Annotated in this window: 18 protein-coding genes and 1 pseudogene; 12 read left to right on the top strand and 7 right to left on the bottom strand. The window is 64.9% G+C overall.

Annotation, left to right across the window (positions count from 1 at the left end; translation table 11 throughout):
* Positions 1-46: 46 nt before the first annotated feature.
* The 5 genes from C7W88_RS19385 (at position 47) to C7W88_RS19405 (ending at position 4,237) form a co-directional block, all read left to right on the top strand.
* The gene (locus C7W88_RS19385) at positions 47-517 is read left to right on the top strand and encodes a DUF3429 domain-containing protein (protein WP_118075182.1); all 471 of its coding nucleotides are present in this window, start codon (positions 47-49) and stop codon (positions 515-517) included.
* Positions 518-634: 117 nt separating this feature from the next.
* On the top strand, positions 635-1,138 hold the full coding sequence (locus C7W88_RS24075) for a cytochrome c (protein ID WP_240345115.1): 504 nt from the start codon (positions 635-637) through the stop codon (positions 1,136-1,138).
* A complete protein-coding gene (locus tag C7W88_RS19395; protein ID WP_370073288.1) occupies positions 1,107-2,591 on the top strand; it encodes an FAD-binding oxidoreductase in 1,485 nt (494 codons plus the stop codon). Before C7W88_RS24075 ends, C7W88_RS19395 begins: the two co-directional genes overlap by 32 nt.
* A gap of 1 nt (position 2,592) precedes the next feature.
* The gene (locus C7W88_RS19400) at positions 2,593-3,345 is read left to right on the top strand and encodes an SDR family NAD(P)-dependent oxidoreductase (protein WP_118075184.1); all 753 of its coding nucleotides are present in this window, start codon (positions 2,593-2,595) and stop codon (positions 3,343-3,345) included.
* Between the two features lie 13 nt (positions 3,346-3,358).
* Positions 3,359-4,237 (top strand): MBL fold metallo-hydrolase, encoded by an 879-nt coding sequence (locus C7W88_RS19405; protein WP_118075185.1) that lies wholly within the window; start codon positions 3,359-3,361, stop codon positions 4,235-4,237.
* Between the two features lie 8 nt (positions 4,238-4,245).
* Here C7W88_RS19405 and C7W88_RS19410 read toward each other — a convergent pair whose 3' ends face one another.
* Positions 4,246-5,013, bottom strand: a complete 768-nt coding sequence (locus C7W88_RS19410) for a LuxR C-terminal-related transcriptional regulator (RefSeq protein WP_118075186.1) — start codon at positions 5,011-5,013, stop codon at positions 4,246-4,248.
* Positions 5,014-5,157: 144 nt separating this feature from the next.
* On the opposite strand from C7W88_RS19410, the gene C7W88_RS19415 reads away from it, so the two are divergent.
* Complete coding sequence (locus C7W88_RS19415; RefSeq protein ID WP_118075187.1) at positions 5,158-6,252, top strand: acyl-CoA dehydrogenase family protein; 1,095 nt, start codon at positions 5,158-5,160, stop codon at positions 6,250-6,252.
* A 45-nt stretch (positions 6,253-6,297) separates the two neighbouring features.
* Here C7W88_RS19415 and C7W88_RS24080 read toward each other — a convergent pair whose 3' ends face one another.
* From C7W88_RS24080 to C7W88_RS19425, 3 genes are read right to left on the bottom strand one after another with little or no spacing between them, the layout of a single operon-like run.
* Complete coding sequence (locus C7W88_RS24080) at positions 6,298-6,747, bottom strand: hypothetical protein (RefSeq protein WP_370073289.1); 450 nt, start codon at positions 6,745-6,747, stop codon at positions 6,298-6,300.
* A complete protein-coding gene (locus C7W88_RS24940) occupies positions 6,660-7,241 on the bottom strand; it encodes a methyl-accepting chemotaxis protein (RefSeq protein WP_370073282.1) in 582 nt (193 codons plus the stop codon). Before C7W88_RS24940 ends, C7W88_RS24080 begins: the two co-directional genes overlap by 88 nt.
* A complete protein-coding gene (locus tag C7W88_RS19425) occupies positions 7,214-7,711 on the bottom strand; it encodes a hypothetical protein (protein ID WP_118075189.1) in 498 nt (165 codons plus the stop codon). Before C7W88_RS19425 ends, C7W88_RS24940 begins: the two co-directional genes overlap by 28 nt.
* Before the next feature lie 261 nt (positions 7,712-7,972).
* On the opposite strand from C7W88_RS19425, the pseudogene adh reads away from it, so the two are divergent.
* The 6 genes and pseudogenes from adh to C7W88_RS24945 all read left to right on the top strand — a co-directional run bounded on the left by adh (position 7,973) and on the right by C7W88_RS24945 (position 13,805).
* Positions 7,973-9,492 (top strand): annotated as a pseudogene (adh, locus tag C7W88_RS19430) (aldehyde dehydrogenase).
* Positions 9,493-9,657: 165 nt separating this feature from the next.
* The gene (locus C7W88_RS19435; protein WP_118075191.1) at positions 9,658-9,966 is read left to right on the top strand and encodes an EthD family reductase; all 309 of its coding nucleotides are present in this window, start codon (positions 9,658-9,660) and stop codon (positions 9,964-9,966) included.
* Positions 9,963-10,388, top strand: coding sequence for a DUF779 domain-containing protein (locus tag C7W88_RS19440; protein ID WP_118075192.1), 426 nt, complete (start codon positions 9,963-9,965; stop codon positions 10,386-10,388). Before C7W88_RS19435 ends, C7W88_RS19440 begins: the two co-directional genes overlap by 4 nt.
* A 39-nt stretch (positions 10,389-10,427) precedes the next feature.
* A complete protein-coding gene (locus C7W88_RS19445) occupies positions 10,428-11,600 on the top strand; it encodes an FIST N-terminal domain-containing protein (protein WP_240345116.1) in 1,173 nt (390 codons plus the stop codon).
* Between the two features lie 34 nt (positions 11,601-11,634).
* Positions 11,635-13,458, top strand: a complete 1,824-nt coding sequence (locus C7W88_RS19450; protein ID WP_370073283.1) for a PAS-domain containing protein — start codon at positions 11,635-11,637, stop codon at positions 13,456-13,458.
* Positions 13,455-13,805 (top strand): response regulator, encoded by a 351-nt coding sequence (locus tag C7W88_RS24945; protein WP_370073284.1) that lies wholly within the window; start codon positions 13,455-13,457, stop codon positions 13,803-13,805. Before C7W88_RS19450 ends, C7W88_RS24945 begins: the two co-directional genes overlap by 4 nt.
* An 11-nt stretch (positions 13,806-13,816) precedes the next feature.
* Here C7W88_RS24945 and C7W88_RS19455 read toward each other — a convergent pair whose 3' ends face one another.
* From C7W88_RS19455 to C7W88_RS19465, 3 genes are all read right to left on the bottom strand, one after another.
* Positions 13,817-15,106, bottom strand: a complete 1,290-nt coding sequence (locus tag C7W88_RS19455) for an NADH:flavin oxidoreductase/NADH oxidase family protein (protein ID WP_118075193.1) — start codon at positions 15,104-15,106, stop codon at positions 13,817-13,819.
* Positions 15,107-15,170: 64 nt separating this feature from the next.
* On the bottom strand, positions 15,171-15,821 hold the full coding sequence (locus C7W88_RS19460; protein ID WP_168904913.1) for a response regulator transcription factor: 651 nt from the start codon (positions 15,819-15,821) through the stop codon (positions 15,171-15,173).
* A gap of 120 nt (positions 15,822-15,941) precedes the next feature.
* Positions 15,942-17,684, bottom strand: a complete 1,743-nt coding sequence (locus C7W88_RS19465) for a methanol/ethanol family PQQ-dependent dehydrogenase (RefSeq protein WP_118075194.1) — start codon at positions 17,682-17,684, stop codon at positions 15,942-15,944.
* Positions 17,685-17,954: the final 270 nt, after the last annotated feature.

Genomic DNA, 17,954 nt, shown 5'->3' on the forward strand with positions numbered 1-17,954 from the left:
ACAGGGCCGTGTTGCGACATGCTGGGCGCAGGGCCAAAGCAGGCGCATGCTGAAGGAGTCTGCCCGCGTGTCCCGATCCACCCTGCCTCCTGCCGTCACTGTGCTGGGCCTTGCCGGCTGGCTGCCACAGGCGCTGTGCATATGGGCAGTCGTCGACAAGGGCCCGTACCAGTGGACCGCCAAGGCGGCTGGCTGCTTTTACGCCGCGCTTATCCTGTCGTTCCTTGGCGGGCTATGGTGGATGGCCGGCCTGCTTGGCGGCGTGCGCAAATCGGGGCTCTACGTCGTCGCCGTGCTGCCCAGCCTGGCAGCATGGGCCGCTCTGCTACCGTGGAGCGAAGGCTGGCACTGGCCGGGGCCGTCCCTGGTCGCGCTGGGCCTGTTGCTGCTGGCAAGCCCGCTGGTTGACCGCAAGCTTTCGGGCGACGTCTCCTTGCCGCAAGGCTGGCTGCGCCTGCGCATGTGGATGGCGGGCGGCCTCGGCATCTTGACTTTGGCTCTGGCAGCACTTGGCTGATCTCTCGCACGCGCGTTTCGCTTGGTGGAACGCGCGAGAAGACCGCCGATGGCAGGCGCGCCGTCTCCACGATAACTCTTCGGTGAAGCGGAGATCACGCCGCACCGGAGGGGACATATGCCGGAAAAGACCACCGCTCTTGCCATTGCAGGGGCAACGCTGCTTGCGCTCGCCGCGCCTGCCATCGCCGGGCAGAAGCTGGGCGAGGTGCAGGGCATTCGCGCGCCTGAAACCATCTATGCCAAGACTTGCGGCTACTGCCATGGCCGCAACGTCGGCCCGATCATCCTCGGGCGCGGTCTGCCTGCGGAATCGGTCAAGTACATCGTCCGCCACGGCCAGAACGGCATGCCCGCCTTCCGCCCGACCGAGGTGAAGCCGGAAGAACTCGAAGCCCTCGCAGCGTGGGTCGAGAAGAGTGCAGCGCGCAAGGGGAGCACGGGCAATGACCGACATCAACATGGACCGTCGCGGCCTTCTCGGCGCAGGGATCATCGGCGCGGCCAGCCTTGGTCTTGGCACCGGCGCCAGCGCGAAGAACCCCGCGCCACTTGCCCCGCACATGACCAAGGCGGACTTCGCCGGCGCGATGAAGGCCTTCCGCGCCGTCGTCGGCAATGATTGGGTGTTCGGTGACGAGGACTCCGTCGCCCCCTACACCAAGGTCTATGTGCCCGACCCGGCGAACCGCCATGTCCCGGTTGGTGCCGTCTGCCCCGAAACGGTCGAGCAGGTGCAGGAAATCGTCCGCATCGCCAACACCTACAAGCAGCCGTTGTGGACCGTCTCGACCGGCAAGAACATGGGCTATGGCATGACCGCGCCGGCAACACCGGGCCAGGTCGTGCTCGATCTCAAGCGGATGAACCGCATCCTCGAAGTCGATGCCGATCTCGGCACCTGCCTGCTTGAGCCGGGCGTCACTTACCAGCAGCTCAAGGACTATCTGGTAGAGAACAACATTCCGCTGTGGATCGACGTGCCCACGGTCGGCCCGATTGCCTCGCCGGTCGGCAATACGCTGGACCGCGGGGTGGGCTACACCCCCTATGGCGAGCACTTCATGTTCCAGTGCGGCATGGAAGTGGTGCTGCCCGATGGGCAGGTCATGCGCACCGGCATGGGCTCGATCAAGGGCAGCACCGCGTGGCAGGCGTTCAAGTGGGGCTACGGGCCGTACGTCGACGGGCTGTTCACCCAGTCGAACTTCGGCGTCGTCACCAAGATGGGCCTGTGGCTCATGCCCAAGCCGCCGGTCTACAAGCCGTTCATGGTGCGCCACGCCGAAATGGCCGACGTTCCGCGCATCATCGAGGCGATGCGCCCGCTTCGCGTCTCCAACCTCGTCGCCAACTGCAACCTGATGATGAGCGCGTCGTACCAGCTCGCCATGTTCAAGCGCCGCAACGAGATCGTGCCCGATGGCATGCCGCTGGATGAAGCCTCACTCAAGAAGGCAGCCAAGGCCAATGGCCTGGGCATGTGGAACACCTACTTCGCGCTCTACGGCACCGAACAGACCGTGGCGGGCGTAGAGCCAATTATCCGCGCGAGCCTGACGGCCAGCGGCGGCGAAGTGCTGACCGCCGCCGAGATGGGCGACAATCCGTGGTTCCATCACCACTCCACGCTGATGGAAGGTGGCCTCAATCTCGACGAGATCGGCCTGTTGCGCTGGCGCGGGGCTGGCGGAGGCCTTGCCTGGTTCGCGCCGGTTGCCGCCGCGCGCGGCATGGAGGCAGAGCGGCAGACTGTGCTTGCCAAGGAGATCGTCGAGAAACACGGCTTCGACTACACCGCCGCCTACGCCATCGGCTGGCGCGACCTGCACCACATCATCGCGCTGCTGTTCGACAAGTCCGATGCCGAGCAGGAGAAGAAGGCCGATGCCTGTTACCGCGAACTGGTTACCCGTTTCGGGGCGCAGGGCTGGGCCAGCTACCGCACCGGGGTCAATTCCATGGACCTCGTTGCGCAGCAATACGGCGCGGTAAACCGCGAACTCAATGCGAAAATAAAGCACGCGCTAGACCCCAACGGCATTCTTGCCCCCGGCAAATCAGGGATCATTTAAGATGATGCGCTTCGAAGGAAAGGCCGTCCTCGTGACGGGCGCCGCCACTGGCATTGGCCGTGCTACCGCGCTGGCATTCGCGCGTGAGGGCGCTTCGGTGATGATCGGCGACATCGATGACCGCGCCGATGAAACCGTGGCAATGATTCTTGCGGAGGGAGGCCGTGCCGCCTTCCGCAAGACCGACGTGCGCAAGGCCGCCGATCTCGATGCACTGGTCGCGCAGTGCATCGAACGCTTCGGGCGGATGGATGCAGCGTTCAACAACGCCGGTGTCCTGCCCCCGCAGCGCCCGATCCATGAAGTGACCGAGGACGAACTCGACCTCGCCATCGATGTCGATTTCAAGGGCGTGTTCTTTGCCATGCAGGCCGAGATCCGCCATTTCCTCAGCGTAGGCGGCGGGGCGATCGTCAACACCGCAAGCGTCGGCGCGCTGATCGCGGACCCGAACATGAGCGCCTATTGCGCGATGAAGCACGCTGTCTCCGGCCTGACCAAGGCTGCTGCGGTGGAATATGCGCAAAGCAACATCCGCGTGAACGCCATCGCGCCCGGCTTCGTCGTCACCCCGATGACCCAGCACTGGGCCGACAGCAACGAGTTCACCCAGATGTTCTTCGCCCAGAACATTTCGGGCCGCGCCGCGCGCCCCGAGGAAATCGCCCCCACCGTCCTGCACCTGTGCTCGGACGGGGCCAGCTTCATCAACGGCGCCACGTTTACAATCGACGGCGGCCAGACCGCCCACTGAAGGGAGACGAACTATGCGCAAGATCCTCGCACTGCTCGCAGTGTCGGCGCTTTCCATCGGTGTCGCTCACGCAAAGCCGCTCGACTACAAGGTCATCACCACCAGCCCCGGCAGCCTCGTGGCCAACGTCACACTTGTCACGGGCGAGAAGGACGCGGTCCTGGTGGACGTGCCCTTCACCCGGGCCGATGCCATGCGCGTGGCAGCAGATGTGCTCGACAGCGGCAAGACGCTGAAGGCCATCGTCATCACTCACGACCACCCCGATCACTTCTTCGGGCTGGACGTGCTGCAGGATGCTTTCCCGGATGCGAAGATCCTCGCCAATCCGGTAGCGGCGAAGGACATGGCCCGCTCGATCCCGATCAAGTTCAAGCGCTGGGCCGCACAGCTTGGCACCAATGCGCCGCGCCGCGGGGTCCAGCCCGAGGCGATGAGAGGAGACAGCATCGACCTCGAAGGCCACAAGCTGCAGGTCATCGGCCCGATGCAGGGCGATCACCTGCATTCCACCGTCGTCTGGGATGCCGAGACAAGCACCCTGATCGCGGGCGACATCCTCTACAACGGCGTTTATGTCTGGCTCGGCGAACATGGCCCCGCGCAATACGACGCATGGCTCAAGACTCTCGACCAGCTTGAGGCCATGAACCCGGCGCGCATCGTGGCGGGCCATCGCCAACCGGGCCTGCCGGACGACAACATGTCCATCGCCTGGACCCGCGCCTACATCACGGCCTTTGCCGCCGAAGCCAGGACCGCAAAGACCTCCGCAGAGCTCGCCTCCCGCATGGCGCAGCGTTATCCCAACGCCACCGAGGTGCTGGGCGGGTTCCTGCTCGGCATTTCCAGCAAGGTCGGCGCGGGCGAGATCCCGCCTTGGGACGAGTAAGCGCGGCCTCAGGTCGCCAGCGAGATATAGCCCAGCTGCGCGGCCTTGAACACGGTCTGGCTGCGGTTCACCGCGTTCAGCTTCATCGAGGCGTTATGGATGTGGAAGCGCACCGTGGCGCGGCTGCGGCCCATGATCATGCTGATTTCAAGGTCGGTCTTGCCGATCGCTGCCCAGCGCAGGCACTCCACTTCACGCTTTGACAGGCGCGAGCCCGAGGGCAGGGCCTGCGCCGATCCCATCGCGTGGACATAGCTGGCGATGAAAGTACGGGCATAGATGCCGAAGGCGTCGCCGTTCTCGAGAAACACGTCGTCCAGCTCGGTCTGCGCCGGATCAAGCGGGTTGAAGCTGACGGCACCGATCTGCCCGAACGGCAGGTGCACCGGCACGACGATGGCAGCGCGGGTCATCGCGCGGGCTTCGAAGTTGGTCAGGTCGATCGCGGTCAGGTAATGATTGGGCTGGCGGGTGTGAAAGCCATTGGCGTTCACCCAGAACGGCTCGCTTTCGAACCGGCAGGCCGACGTCAGGGGCGAATCGAGCGCGATCCGCGAATTGCGCCACCACACCTTCTCATCGTTCCAGCCGAACACGTCTCGGGCGAGGATGTTGCCATCGGCATCGACCGGCGTGCGCTTGTCGGCTATGTCCTGCGCAGGCGCGGCGCGCATGCCGGCGGTCGTGGCGATCTGGTGCAGGGCCTCCGCCGCGCGGCGCACGTCCTGCGGATTGCTGATCCTGACCGAGTCGATCGACTCCACCGAAAGCTGCACTGACCTCTCCTGTACTTATGGACATGGGTCATACCGGCCAAGTGCTTTGGAAACAACGACGGTCTTGGTCCAAACGCCTAGTCATTTGCGCAGCATGGCGAGCCGTGCGAACTTGTTACAGGTCGTCTCCTTGAGGAGAGGGACGTGAATTTCGACCTGAATGAAGACGAGGAAATGCTCAAGGCCCTGGCCGAGCGCTTCGTTGATGACAACTACGACCTCGATCGCCGCCGTGTCTATCTCGGCGGGGCCAATGGCTTTTCGCCGCAGATGTGGTCCCTTCTTGCCGAACTCGGCCTTGTCGCGGCGCCGCTGTCTTTCGAAAGCGGCGGGCTGGCGCTCGATGCCACGGCGATTGCCACGGTGTTCCAGGCGCTGGGCAAGGGTCTGGTCGTCGAACCCCTGATCGAGAACGTGATGGTCGCAGCGCGGCTGTTCGAATGCGTCGCTCCCCCGGAAATCGCGGGCGACTGGATGGAGCCCCTCGCCATGGGCACCCGTCGCCTGGCGCTGGCCCATGCCGAACAGGGCGCGCGCGGCGGTCGCACTTTTATTGAGACCAGCGTGGGCGCCAATGGCACGCTGTCGGGCGCCAAGTCCTGCGTGCCCGCAGGCGCCGGGGTCGATGGCTATATCGTGACGGCACGCGATAGCGGCGCACCGGGCGATGACGCGGGCGTTGGCCTCTATCTTGTTGCCGCCAATGCACCTGGCCTGACAATCACGCCGTGGCGCATGGTCGATGGCTCGCTGGCGGTGAGCCTTGGACTGGCCGACGTTGCTGCTACGCGGCTCGGCGGCTCGCTGGCCGATGTCGCCGATGTCGGGGTGCTGGCTTCGCTGGCGCGTTCTGCCGAAGCGCTGGGCATCATGCAGCGCCTGTTCGATGCCACGCTCGATTACCTGCGCACGCGCCAGCAGTTCGGCACGGCCCTGGGCTCGTTCCAGGCGATCCAGCACCGCATGGTTGCGCAATATGCTGCGATCGAGCAGGGCAGGGCACTGCTCGATCTTGCCATTGTCAGCCAGGGATCAAACGGGTTCGCCGCCGCCGTCGATGGCCTGCGCGCCTTTGTCGCCCCGGCTTCGGTGGAACTTGGTCATGAGATGATCCAGTTCCACGGCGGCATGGGCGTGACGGACGAACTGTTCATCGGCCACGGTCACAAGCGCCTGCTCGCCTTGTCGCGCTGGCCCGACGATGGCCTTGCCGCGCTTGACCGGTTTGCCGCTGCCTGATGCGATGACGGCCCCGAACCGATAACGGTTCAGGGCCATCCTGCTTCAGAATTCCGACCAGTCTTCGGCAAGGGCAAGGGTGCCGCTGGTCTGCGTGCGAACGGCCGGCTTCACCACCGCCGGAACCGCAGGAGCAGGCGGCGCCGCTGAAACATGGCGCGGGATCATCGGCTGAACGCCCATCCCTTCCTTGATCTGGAACGTGCCGACTCCGGCGGACAAGGCGTTGGCCTGTTCCGACAGGCTGCGGGCCGCCGCTGCCGATTGCTCGACCATCGCGGCATTCTGCTGCGTCATCTGGTCCATCTCGGCCACGTCGGTGTTCACGCCGGCAAGGTTGCGGACCTGCTCTGCCGTATGCGAGGCGACCTCGGTAATGAAGCTGCTGATCTCGTCGATCAGGCCGGTCAATTCGCCCAGGACCGAGCGCGTCCGCTCGACAGTGGTGACGCCTCTGGCAACCGTGCTGGTACTGCTATCAACCAGCCCCTTGATATCCCGCGCAGCTTCGGCGCAACGCTGGGCAAGCGCGCGTACCTCGGTGGCGACAACGGCAAACCCTTGCCTGCCTCCCCTGCGCGCGCCGCTTCCACACCAGCGTTGAGCGCCAGCAGGTTGGTCTGAAAAGCGATGCCATCGATCAGGCCGACAATCCGGCCGATTTCCTGTGATGACTTCTCGATCTCGTGCATCGAATCCATGGCCGATGCGGCAACGTCGTGGCCTTCTGCGGCCTTCGCGGCAACGCTGGCGACGGAGCGGTGGGCGGTATCGGCGCGCTCGGCGGTCTGGCCGAGCGCAGTGGTCACCTCGTTCATCGCCGTCGCCGCGCGCTGCAGGTTGGCCGCCTGCCGTTCGTTGCGGCGGGCAAGATCGGCCGAAGCGGCGTCGATCTCCTCCGATCCGGTCAGGACCGTTCCGGCAAGGCCGCGAATGTTGGCCAGCGCGGCCGAGATGCTGTTCAGCCCAGCGTTGAAGTTGCGGCGCATTTCCTCGTACTCGCCGGGAACGCCTCGTTGACTTCTGCCGTGAGATCATTGGCCGCCAACCGCGCGAGCGAGCTGTTCATCCGGTCGATGATCCGGCGCTGCGTCTCGAGATCGGTAGAGGCGCGGATGCTGACGCGGAACTTGTCCATCGCCTTGGTCATGCGCCCAACGCAATCGGCGTGGTGGGTATAGCGGATCGGGCTTTCGGTATCGCCTTCGGCCAGTGCCTCCATGCGCACCACCGTATCGACATAGGGCCTGCAGATGCGTTCGGAGGCAAGGCGCAGAATCGTGAAGGTCAGGACCAGCGAGATGACGGCGACGACTGAAACGAGCGCAAGGCTGTGCTCCGGATGCAGCAGCAGGACCGGAATGTCGAACAGGTTCAGAGCCGCAGCGCCGACCAGTGCCAGCGTCAGCACGCGCATTTTCTCGCGGATCGGCGCCTGTGTTTCGAACCAGTCCAGCATGCAGCGGCACTCCCTTCTTCCTTCGGCGCCCGGGTAGCTGCGGTCGGCGCTGAATTGCGAGCAATGTCGCGCATCGTGTTACCGTTTGACCGTGAACACGCGACCACATGCCCGCCTGTTGCAATTCCTGATGTCCATTGGTGCAGGTTTTGGCGCGGTCGAGCGGTCCGCGCAGCATCCTTCCAAGGTACAATTGGCCTTGTCCCGGCTTGGGCGCACACTGCCGCCAGATCTCGAAAACAAGTTTCTGGAGGACCGAGGATGTTGCAGCAGGCCCTTAGCCAGTTCACTGGCGTTTCACTCATTCGTGACAAGTTCGACAACTTCATCGGCGGCAAATGGGTTGCCCCGGTCAAGGGTGCGTACTTCGACAATATCTCGCCGGTGACGGGCCAAGTGGTGTGCCAGGTGGCGCGCGGCACGGCTGAGGACATCGAGCTGGCTCTGGACGCAGCTCATGCCGCCAAGGACGCGTGGGGCAAGGCTTCGACCACCGAGCGGTCGAACATCCTGCTCAAGGTGGCCGACAAGATGGAAGCCAACCTTGATCTCCTCGCCATGGCCGAGACCATCGACAACGGCAAGCCGATCCGCGAGACGACCGCCGCCGACATTCCGCTCGCCATCGACCACTTCCGCTACTTCGCCGCCTGCGTGCGCGCGCAGGAAGGTTCGATCGCCGAGATCGACCACGACACCGTCGCCTACCACTTCCACGAACCGCTGGGCGTTGTCGGCCAGATCATCCCATGGAACTTCCCGATCCTGATGGCGGCATGGAAGCTCGCCCCGGCGCTGGCCGCAGGCAACTGCGTGGTGCTCAAGCCCGCCGAGCAGACCCCGATGTCGATCCTCGTCCTCGCCGAACTGATCGCCGACATCCTGCCCGCCGGCACGCTCAACATCGTCAACGGCTTCGGTATCGAAGCCGGCAAGCCACTCGCCACCAACAAGCGCATCGCCAAGATCGCGTTTACCGGCGAGACCACCACCGGCCGCCTGATCATGCAGTATGCGTCCGAGAACCTCATCCCCTGCACGCTGGAGCTGGGCGGCAAGAGCCCGAACATCTTCTTTGCCGACGTGATGGACCACGACGACGATTTCCTCGACAAGGCGCTGGAAGGCTTCACCATGTTCGCGCTCAACCAGGGCGAGGTCTGCACCTGCCCGAGCCGCGCGCTGGTGCATGAATCGATCTATGACCGCTTCATCGAAAAAGCGATTGCCCGCGTCGAGGCGATCAAGCTCGGCAGCCCGCTCGATGGCTCGACCATGATCGGCGCGCAGGCCTCGAACGACCAGATGGAGAAGATCCTCTCCTACATCCAGATCGGCCGTGACGAGGGTGCCAAGGTCCTCACCGGCGGCGAGCGTGCGATGCACGAGGGCGATCTGGCCAACGGCTACTACGTCCAGCCGACCGTGCTCGAAGGCCACAACAAGATGCGCGTGTTCCAGGAGGAGATCTTCGGCCCGGTCCTTGCCGTGACCAAGTTCTCTACCGACGAGGAAGCGCTCGAGATCGCCAACGACACGCTCTACGGCCTCGGCGCAGGGGTGTGGACGCGCGACGGAACCCGCGCCTATCGCTTCGGCCGCGGCATCCAGGCCGGGCGCGTGTGGACCAACTGCTACCACGCCTACCCCGCCCACGCGGCCTTCGGCGGCTACAAGCAGTCGGGCATCGGGCGCGAGACCCACAAGATGATGCTCGATCACTACCAACAGACGAAGAACCTGCTGGTCAGCTACAGCCCAAGAAGCTCGGCTTCTTCTGAGAGTGGCGGAAATGATACCCGGACTAATGCCGGCGTAATAGCTGGAGGGAGACGGCGCGGCAGGGGAGGAAGGTCCCCGTCGCGCCGTCACCATTTGTGATCTGCCCTTTGCACTTCGGCCGCAAGAGCGCGAAGGTGAAGCGATAAACAAGAGAGGATGAACCGATGGCTCAAGTCGTCGTCAACGTATTCTACAACGCCCCTGCCGATCCGGAAGCGTTCGAATCCTATTATCACGAAACCCACATGCCGATCGCGGATCAGATCCCGGGGCTGGAAAAGGCTGTCCTGCTCAAGGGCTTGCCCGGTCCCGATGGCAGTGCGCCCGCCTATTACCGCCTGACCCAGCTGTGGTTTGCCGATGCCGATGCCATGGCTGCGGGGATGTCCTCGCCTCAGGCCCAGGCCGCCAGCGCCGATATCGCCAACTTCGCAACCGGCGGTGCCAGCATCATGATCTCCGCAGTCGGATGATCAGCCTGCCGCCCCGCGTTCTCAACACGCCTGAAGCCGGGGAGTGGATTTCCCGGCTGACGGCCATTCACGGGCCGCTGATGTTCCACCAGTCTGGCGGATGCTGTGATGGCTCCGCGCCGATGTGCTTCGTGGCTGGCGAGTTCCGGGTCGGTGGGCAGGACGTGCTGCTGGGCCACGTTGCCGAGGACACGCCGGTGTGGATCGGGGCGGCGCAGTTCGAGTACTGGCGGCACACCCAGGTCACCATCGACGTCGTTCCGGGGCGCGGCTCTGGGATGAGCCTCGAGGCGCCCGAAGGCGTGCGTTTCATCGTGCGCAGCCGGGTGTTCACCGATGAGGAGAGCGCCGCGCTCCAGGCCGCAGGCGAGCCGCTGCGCGGTGACAGCGTGGCGCTTGGCGAAGCGACCGCTTCGCCCTAAGCTGCGCGGCAGGCAGGAGAACCCGCAAGAGGTCAGGCCATGGAGGATGCGGTGATGGAAACGGCGACAGCAGTCGGCCCTGACGTGGATGGCGCGCGCATGATTGCGTGCACTTCCCGCGCCGCCGATCCCCGCGCCGCCGTTGCCGAACTGGCCGAGTGTATCGAAGGCCGCAAGCTGGCTGGCGCGTTGCTGTTCTGCTCCAACGCCTATCCCCGCGATGCCCTCCAGGCCGAACTGGCCAAGGCCCTGCCCGATGTGCGCCTTTTTGGCTGCACCAGTGCCGGTGAATTGAATGACCAGGGATACGATACGCACTCGGTCGTGCTGATCGGCTTCCCCGAAGGCCCGTTCTCGATGGCCTCCCTGCGCTTCGACGATCTCGACCATTTCGATCCGCAGGCCGCGCAAGCCTCGATCCGCCAGCTGGTTGCTCACTCGCGGCGCGAACATGGCGAGGGTCTGCACCATGTCGCGCTGTTCTTTGTCGATGGCCTGTCCCACCGCGAGGAACTGCTGACGATGACCGCGCAGCATGCGCTGGGCGATATCCAGCTGATCGGCGGGTCGAGCGGCGATGGCCTTTCTTTCCGCGACACCGCGATTTTCCACGAAGGGGCGTTCCACAAGGACGCGGCGGTGATCGTCCTGCTCACCAGCCGCCGCCCGCTGCACGTTTTCTGCAAGAGCTTCTATCGTCCCGGCCCGGCCAAGATGGTCATCACCGAGGCCGATGCCGAATCCCGCGTCGTCACTGAAATCAACGCTGCGCCCGCCGCCGAGGAATACCGCCGCCTTGCCGGAAGTCCGCCCTGCGAACTCAACGCCCAGTTCTTTGCTGCCTATCCGCCGATCGTGCGCACCGGCGGCCAGTTCCACGTCCGCTCGATCCAGACGGCCAACGACGATGGCTCGCTGACGTTCTATTGCGCCATCGACACGGGCGTTGTCCTTTCCATCGGAGAACCGGTTGATCGCATTGCCGAAATGAACGCTCTGTTCGACGAGATCGGCCGCAAGGTCGGCGAGATCGATCACGTCGTCGGCTTCGATTGCGTGCTCAACCGCCTCGATGCCGAAGACCGCCAGCAGGCCGGCGTCGTCTCGCGCATGTACGTTGCCAACCGCGTCTTCGGCTTCAACACTTATGGCGAGCAGTTCCGCGCCGCGCACATGAACCAGACCTTCACCGGTCTCGCCGTCGGCCGATGAGCAGCGCAAATCTCACCGGCATTCTCGCCCCGCCATGGTCAACGGCGAGGACGAGGTGACTGCCCTGCGCGCCCGCGTGCGCCAGCTCGAAAAGATCAATGCCGCGCTGATGGACCGGGTCGAACGCTCGGTCGATATGGAGGGCGGCGCTTTCTCGATGTTCGAAACCGCCATTGCGCTTGAATCCGTGGTGCGTGATCGCACCAGCGCGCTCGAAGCCGCCATGGCCGAACTCGCCGCAGCCAACGAGGATGCCACCGCCGCCCGCGTCCTGCTGCGCGATGCGATCGAATCCCTCAGCGATGGCTTTGCCCTGTTCGACGCGGGCGACCGCCTGATCCTGTGCAACCGCGCCTTCCTCAAGATCTTTCCCGCCGTCGAACCGATTTCCGGAGACAGCCCTGAGTTTGCCGAGATGGCCAGCCGCGTCGCGCTGACCGGCTCCACTCTTGGCGCGGCAACCGGTCCCGACCGCTGGCTCAGCGACCGGGTCGACTGGCACCGCCGCGCCGAGGGGGCGCATGTTCAGGCGCTGGGCGACGGGCGCTGGATCCAGATCAACGAACTGCGCACCAGAGATGGCGGCATCGTCGGCATCTACACTGACATCACTTCGGTCAAGGCCGAGGACGCCCGCCAGCGCGCCCTTGAACTCGCCGAGCGCAACCTGGCACTGCAGGCAACGCTCGACACCCTGTCCGAAGGCGTCTGCCTGTTCGATGCACAGCGCCGGATGCAGGCGTGGAACGAGGGGCTGGTGCGCGTGCTCGGCCTTTCCGGCAATGACCTGCTGCGCCATGTCGAAAGCCATGCCCAGCTGGTCCAGTGGTGCAGCTGGCGTCTTGGCCTCGAATGCGCCGACAGCCTTGCCTGGCGTGAAGGCGATACGCGGCAGCTGTCCGCTGAATGCCTGATGGACGGGCGGCACTTCGTGATCCGCTCGGTCCCCTTGGGCAATGGCGGCATGGTCTTCACCTTTGACGACGTGACCGACCACGTCAGCCTGCAACGCTCGTTGACAGAAACCGCCGAACTGCTGGAACGCCGGGTGCAGGAACGCACCGCCGAACTGGTCGAGGTCAATCGCCAGCTGGTCGAGGCCAAGAACGAGGCCGAGACCGCCAACCGCTCCAAGACCAGCTTCCTCGCCGCTGCCAGCCACGATCTGCTCCAGCCGCTCAACGCCGCGCGCCTGTTCGTCTCCGCAATGGACGGCCTCAAGCTGCCGGAGCGCCCCCGCGCGCTGGTCAGCCAGGCATCAACGGCCTTGGACTCGGTCGAAGACCTGCTCGAAGCCCTCTTCGAGATTTCGCGCCTCGATGCAGGGGCAATCCAGCCGGAATTGGGGGATCACTCGCTCGGCGCAATCCTCAATGCCTTGCGCGTCGAATTCGCGCCGCTCGCCGCTGCCGGAAAGCTCGAATTCGACGTGGTCGAAACCCATGCCTGGGTGCGCTCCGATGCGCGCCTGCTCCGCCGCGTGCTGCAGAACTTCGTGTCGAACGCGATCCGCTACACCGAGGCTGGCCGCGTCGCCGTCGAAGTTGACGAGATCCAGGGCATGGTCCGCGTCACCGTCCGCGATACCGGTCCCGGCATCGCCGCGTCAGATCGCGAGGAAATCTTCGGCGAGTTCCGCCGCGTCGGCAAGACCCAGAAGATCCCCGGCAAGGGCCTTGGCCTTGCTATCGTCCGCCGCGTCTCGACCATGCTCGATCACCCGATCGGCCTCGATTCCGTCCCCGGCCTCGGCTCGGCCTTCTCGATCCTGCTCCCCCGCGTGGAGCCGCTGGCTGCGCCCAAGCCGATCGAGCAGCCCCCGGTCGTGCCGACCGGCAACGGGGGCTCGTGCTTGTGATCGACAATGACCCCGCCATCCTTTCCGGCATGGAAGCCCTGCTCGAAAACTGGGGCCTCGAAGTTGTCGCTGCCCGCGACCCTGCGGAGCCATGCGTCGCCGCTGCCCTCGAGCGTAAACCGGCCATGGCTATCGTCGATTACCAGCTGGATGATGGCCTGACCGGCGAGGCAGCGATCGCCGCCTTGCGCGCACGCGCCGACTATGACCTGCCCGCGATGGTCATCACGGCCGACCGCAGCGAGGAAACCAAGGCGCGCCTCGGCGCATTCTCGCTCCCGATCCTCAACAAGCCGGTAAAGCCCGCCCAACTGCGCGCCCTGCTCCGGCAAAGGGATGTGCTTTAGGAGTTTGGACCCTAACGCGCCCACCGCGCCTTCATCCACGCCTTCGCCTGGCTCTGCACCTGCAAGAGCGAGGAGAACACCGATTTGCCCGGATCAGGCTTGCCCGTCCGCCCGATCGCGTCGATCTGGGCATAGTACCACATCTGTACGCCGAAGCCGGCGATGGTGCGCACCGCGTCGAACTTCTCCAGCCAGCGCAGGGCAGGGGGCAGCAGGCGCAGGCTCGTCTCGAAGCGCGGCAGGTCGGCTCGGTCGGCAAGCAAGTCGCGGCAGGCGTCAGGCGCGCCACACAACGGCCGCCCGATACCGATCAGGTCCGCCGCGCCCGTCTCCAGCGCATGCTGCATCGCCGCGCGGCTGCGGAAACCGCCCGTCACCATCAGTGGCATCCTCGTGAGGCTCGCCTTCATTGCCTTGGCGAAATCGACGAAATAGGCCTCGCGGGCCGCAGTCGAAGCCGGAACATCAGGCCGCTCGAAAGGATCTAGCCCCTCCATGTCCATCATCGCCGGCTGTTCATACGATCCGCCGGAAACCTCCAGCAGGTCAACGCCCGCCTCCTCCAGCCAGCGCGCCACCTGCAGGCTGTCCTCAAAGGCAAAGCCGCCGCGCTGGAAATCGGCCGAGTTGAGCTTCACCGAAATGCCGAACCCCGCACCCACGGCGTCACGCACCGCGCGCACCGTCTCCATCAGGAAGCGCGCCCGGTTTTCCAGCGATCCACCCCACCGGTCCGTGCGCTGGTTGCTGCGGGGGCTGAGGAACTGCGAGAGGAGGTAACCATGCGCGGCGTGGATCTGCACTCCGCCAAAGCCCGCCTCCTGCGCGGCCTTCGCACAAGTGGCAAATCGGCCGATCAGCTCGACGATCTCCGCTTCCTCAAGCGGCACCGGTTCGCCGAACTGCCCGCCCGGAAGCCCGAGCTTGACCGCCGATGGCGCCTTGGGATGCGGGTTCACCACGCTCTGCGTCTGCCGCCCGGCGTGGCTGATCTGCATCCACAACTGGTTGCCGGCGCGCGTCCCCGCCTTGGCCCACTGCGCCAGCGCCGCCTGCATCGCCGCATCGGGCGCGCGATCCACGATGACGTTGCCGGGCCGCTCGAGATGGTCGCCATCGATCTGCACGTTGCCGGTAATCAGCAGCCCCGCGCCGCCATCGGCCCAGACGCCATAGAGCCGGTCAAGCTCAGGCGTCGGCTTGCCCGATGGATCGGCCAGCCCCTCGGTCATCGCACCCTTGGCAAGGCGGTTCGGTATCACGATGCCGCACGGCAGCGTCAACGGTATCTCGATCAGCATGGCATTCTCCCCCGCGCCAATCTGCCAGACCGGGTGCGGAGCGCAATTGCCCGAACGTGACCGTTTACCCCTTGAACCCCACCTTGCCGGCCATGATCACCGCCTGCGTGCGCGAAAAGACGTTCATCTTCTGCAGGATCGCGGAAACATGGGCCTTAACCGTCGTCATCGAGACGTCGAGTTCATAGGCGATCTGCTTGTTCAGCCGCCCGGCGACGAGGTGCCCCAGCACCACGCGCTGCTGGGGGGTCAGGCTGTCGATCCGGCTGCGGATCGCGTCCTCTTCGGCGGCGGCCGAATCATCGCCTTCCAGTTCCGGCATGTAGATCTCGCCCGAAAGCACCTGGTTCAGCGCGTCGAGGATTGCCGCGCGCTTCAGGCTCTTTGGTACGAAACCCGCCGCGCCCGCCGCCAGCGCATCGCGCACCACCTTGCGGTCGGTCACGCCCGAGACCATCACCACCGGCGTCGCCGGGAAGCGGTCGCGCAGGGCTTCGAGGCCGGACAGGTGCGAAACGTCGGGAATGTTGAGGTCGAGCAGGACGAGGTCGACGTCGCCCTCCTGCGCCAGTGCGCTAAGCGCGGCTTCGAGGCTGTCGGCCTCAAGGATCGTGCAATCAGGAAAGGCATCGTCGAAGATCGAGCGCAGCCCGTCGCGCACCAGCGAATGATCGTCCACGATCAAGACGCGATCTGGCGATCCGTTTTCTGCCATGGCAGCGCTCCCCTATCGGCTGCGATTGCTGTAAGTGCGACGGTGTTGCTCATAGTCATCTACCCGGGGAGGGGATGGAGCGCCAGACCCGCAAAAAGGGTCCGGCGCTCCGGGGAAACATTACTTCGGCAGCTTGAACACCCAGAGCGAACCGCCCTGGCTGATTTCCTTGAAGGTCTTGGCAACCTCGCCGCCCCACAGCGGCACCGCGCCGCCCCAGCCGGACATGACGGCGACGTACTGTTCGCCGTCCTGCTCCCAGGTCACCGGTGATCCGACCACGCCCGAACCAGTCTGGAACTTCCACAGTTCCGCGCCGGTCTTGGCGTCGAAGGCCTTGAGGTAGCCCTCGGGCGTTCCGGTGAACACCAGATTGCCGCGCGTGGCCAGAACGCCGCCCCACAGCGGAGCCTTGTTCTTGTATTCCCACACGATCTTGCCGGTGGCCGGGTCCATCGCGCGCAGAGCGCCGATGTGGTCCTCGGCAATTGGCTTGATGGTGAAGCCAGCGCCAAGATAGGCCGCGCCCTTCTTGTAGGCGATGGGTTCGTTCCAGATGTCCATGCCCCAGTCGTTCGAAGGCACATAGAACAGGCCGGTATCCTTGGAATAGGCCATCGGCATCCAGTTCTTGCCGCCGAGGAACGAAGGGCTGGCGAACACGGTCGTGCCCTTTTCCGCGCCGTTCGGCGCACCCGGACGGTTGGCCGGGATGAAGTTCGGGCGGCCCGTCTTCAGGTTGATGCCATCGGCCCAGGTCGTCTGCATGACGAACTTGTTGGCGCTGATCAGCTTGCCGTTGGTCCGGTCGAGGACATAGAAATAGCCGTTGCGGTCAGCCTTGGCGCCGAGCTTCATCGGCTTGCCCTTCACCGTGGCGTCGAACGGAATGAACTCGTTCACGCCATCGAAGTCCCAGCCATCATGCGGCGTGGTCTGGTAGTGCCACTTGATCTCGCCGGTGTCAGGATCGATCGCCAGCGTCGAGGCGGTGTAGAGGTTGTCGCCCGGGCGCAGGTTGCTGTTCCACGGGCCGGGGTTGCCGGTGCCGAAGAACAGCAGGTTGGTTTCGGGGTCATAGGTCCCGCCCAGCCAGGTCGCGCCGCCGCCGGTCTTCCACAGGTCGCCGGTCCACGATGCGTTGAGCTTGCCGGTCATGGTGCTGGGCTTGCCGGCCAGCGTGCCCATGTGGCCCTCGATGGTCGGGCGCGTCCAGATCAGCTCGCCGGTCTCGACGTTGCGCGCCGAAACTTCACCGATGATGCCGAATTCGCCGCCCGAATTGCCGGTGATGACCATGTCCTTGACGATCAGCGGCGCGGCCGTGGCCGAATAGCCGGCCTGGTAGTCGGCCAGCTTCTTGTTCCAGATCACCTTGCCGGTGTGGCGGTCGAGCGCAATGAGGTGCGCGTCGAGCGTGGCGAAAATCACCTTGTCGCCGTGGATCGCTGCACCGCGGTTGACCACGTCGCAGCAGGGCATGATGCCTTCGGGCAGGCGGGCGTTGTATTCCCACTTCTTCTCGCCAGTGCGCGCATCGAAGGCGAACAGGCGCGAATAGGAGCCGGTCACATAGATCGTGCCGTCATAGACCAGCGGCTGCGATTCCTGGCCGCGCTGCTTTTCACCGCCAAGCGATGCTGCGAACACCGGCACGAGGTTCTTGACGTTGCTGGTGTTGAGCTTGTCGAGCGTGCTGAACCGCTGCTGCTGCGGGCCCATGCCATAGCTGATCACGTCACCGGGCGTGGCTGCATCGTTGACGATGTCGGCGCTGGTGGGGCCGCCGGCAAGTGCCGGTGCTGCGGTAAGGCTGGTTGCGGCTGCAAGGCCTGCCAGCACGATTGAAAAACGCCGCTTCATCCTGTCCCTCCTGTTATGGGTCTTGTTCTGCGATGGAGTGCGGTCATGCGGGAATCCCCCCGGTTCGCCACTGATCCCCGATCGTCGCTGTGAGCCTATCGGTTGCGCTTGTGCGCACAATTGAACCTTGGGATAAGAGCGGAGCGCCCGTACCCATCCCCAGCCCCTCCAGCTTGCAGGAAGGGGGCAGAAGCGCAGTTCTCTCACTCCCCTCCCGCAGGCGGGAGGGGGCGGGGGTGGGCATTCCAAGCTGTAGATATAGCGCAGCAT

This window comes from Novosphingobium sp. THN1 (assembly GCF_003454795.1).
Taxonomy (GTDB): Bacteria; Pseudomonadota; Alphaproteobacteria; order Sphingomonadales; family Sphingomonadaceae; genus Novosphingobium.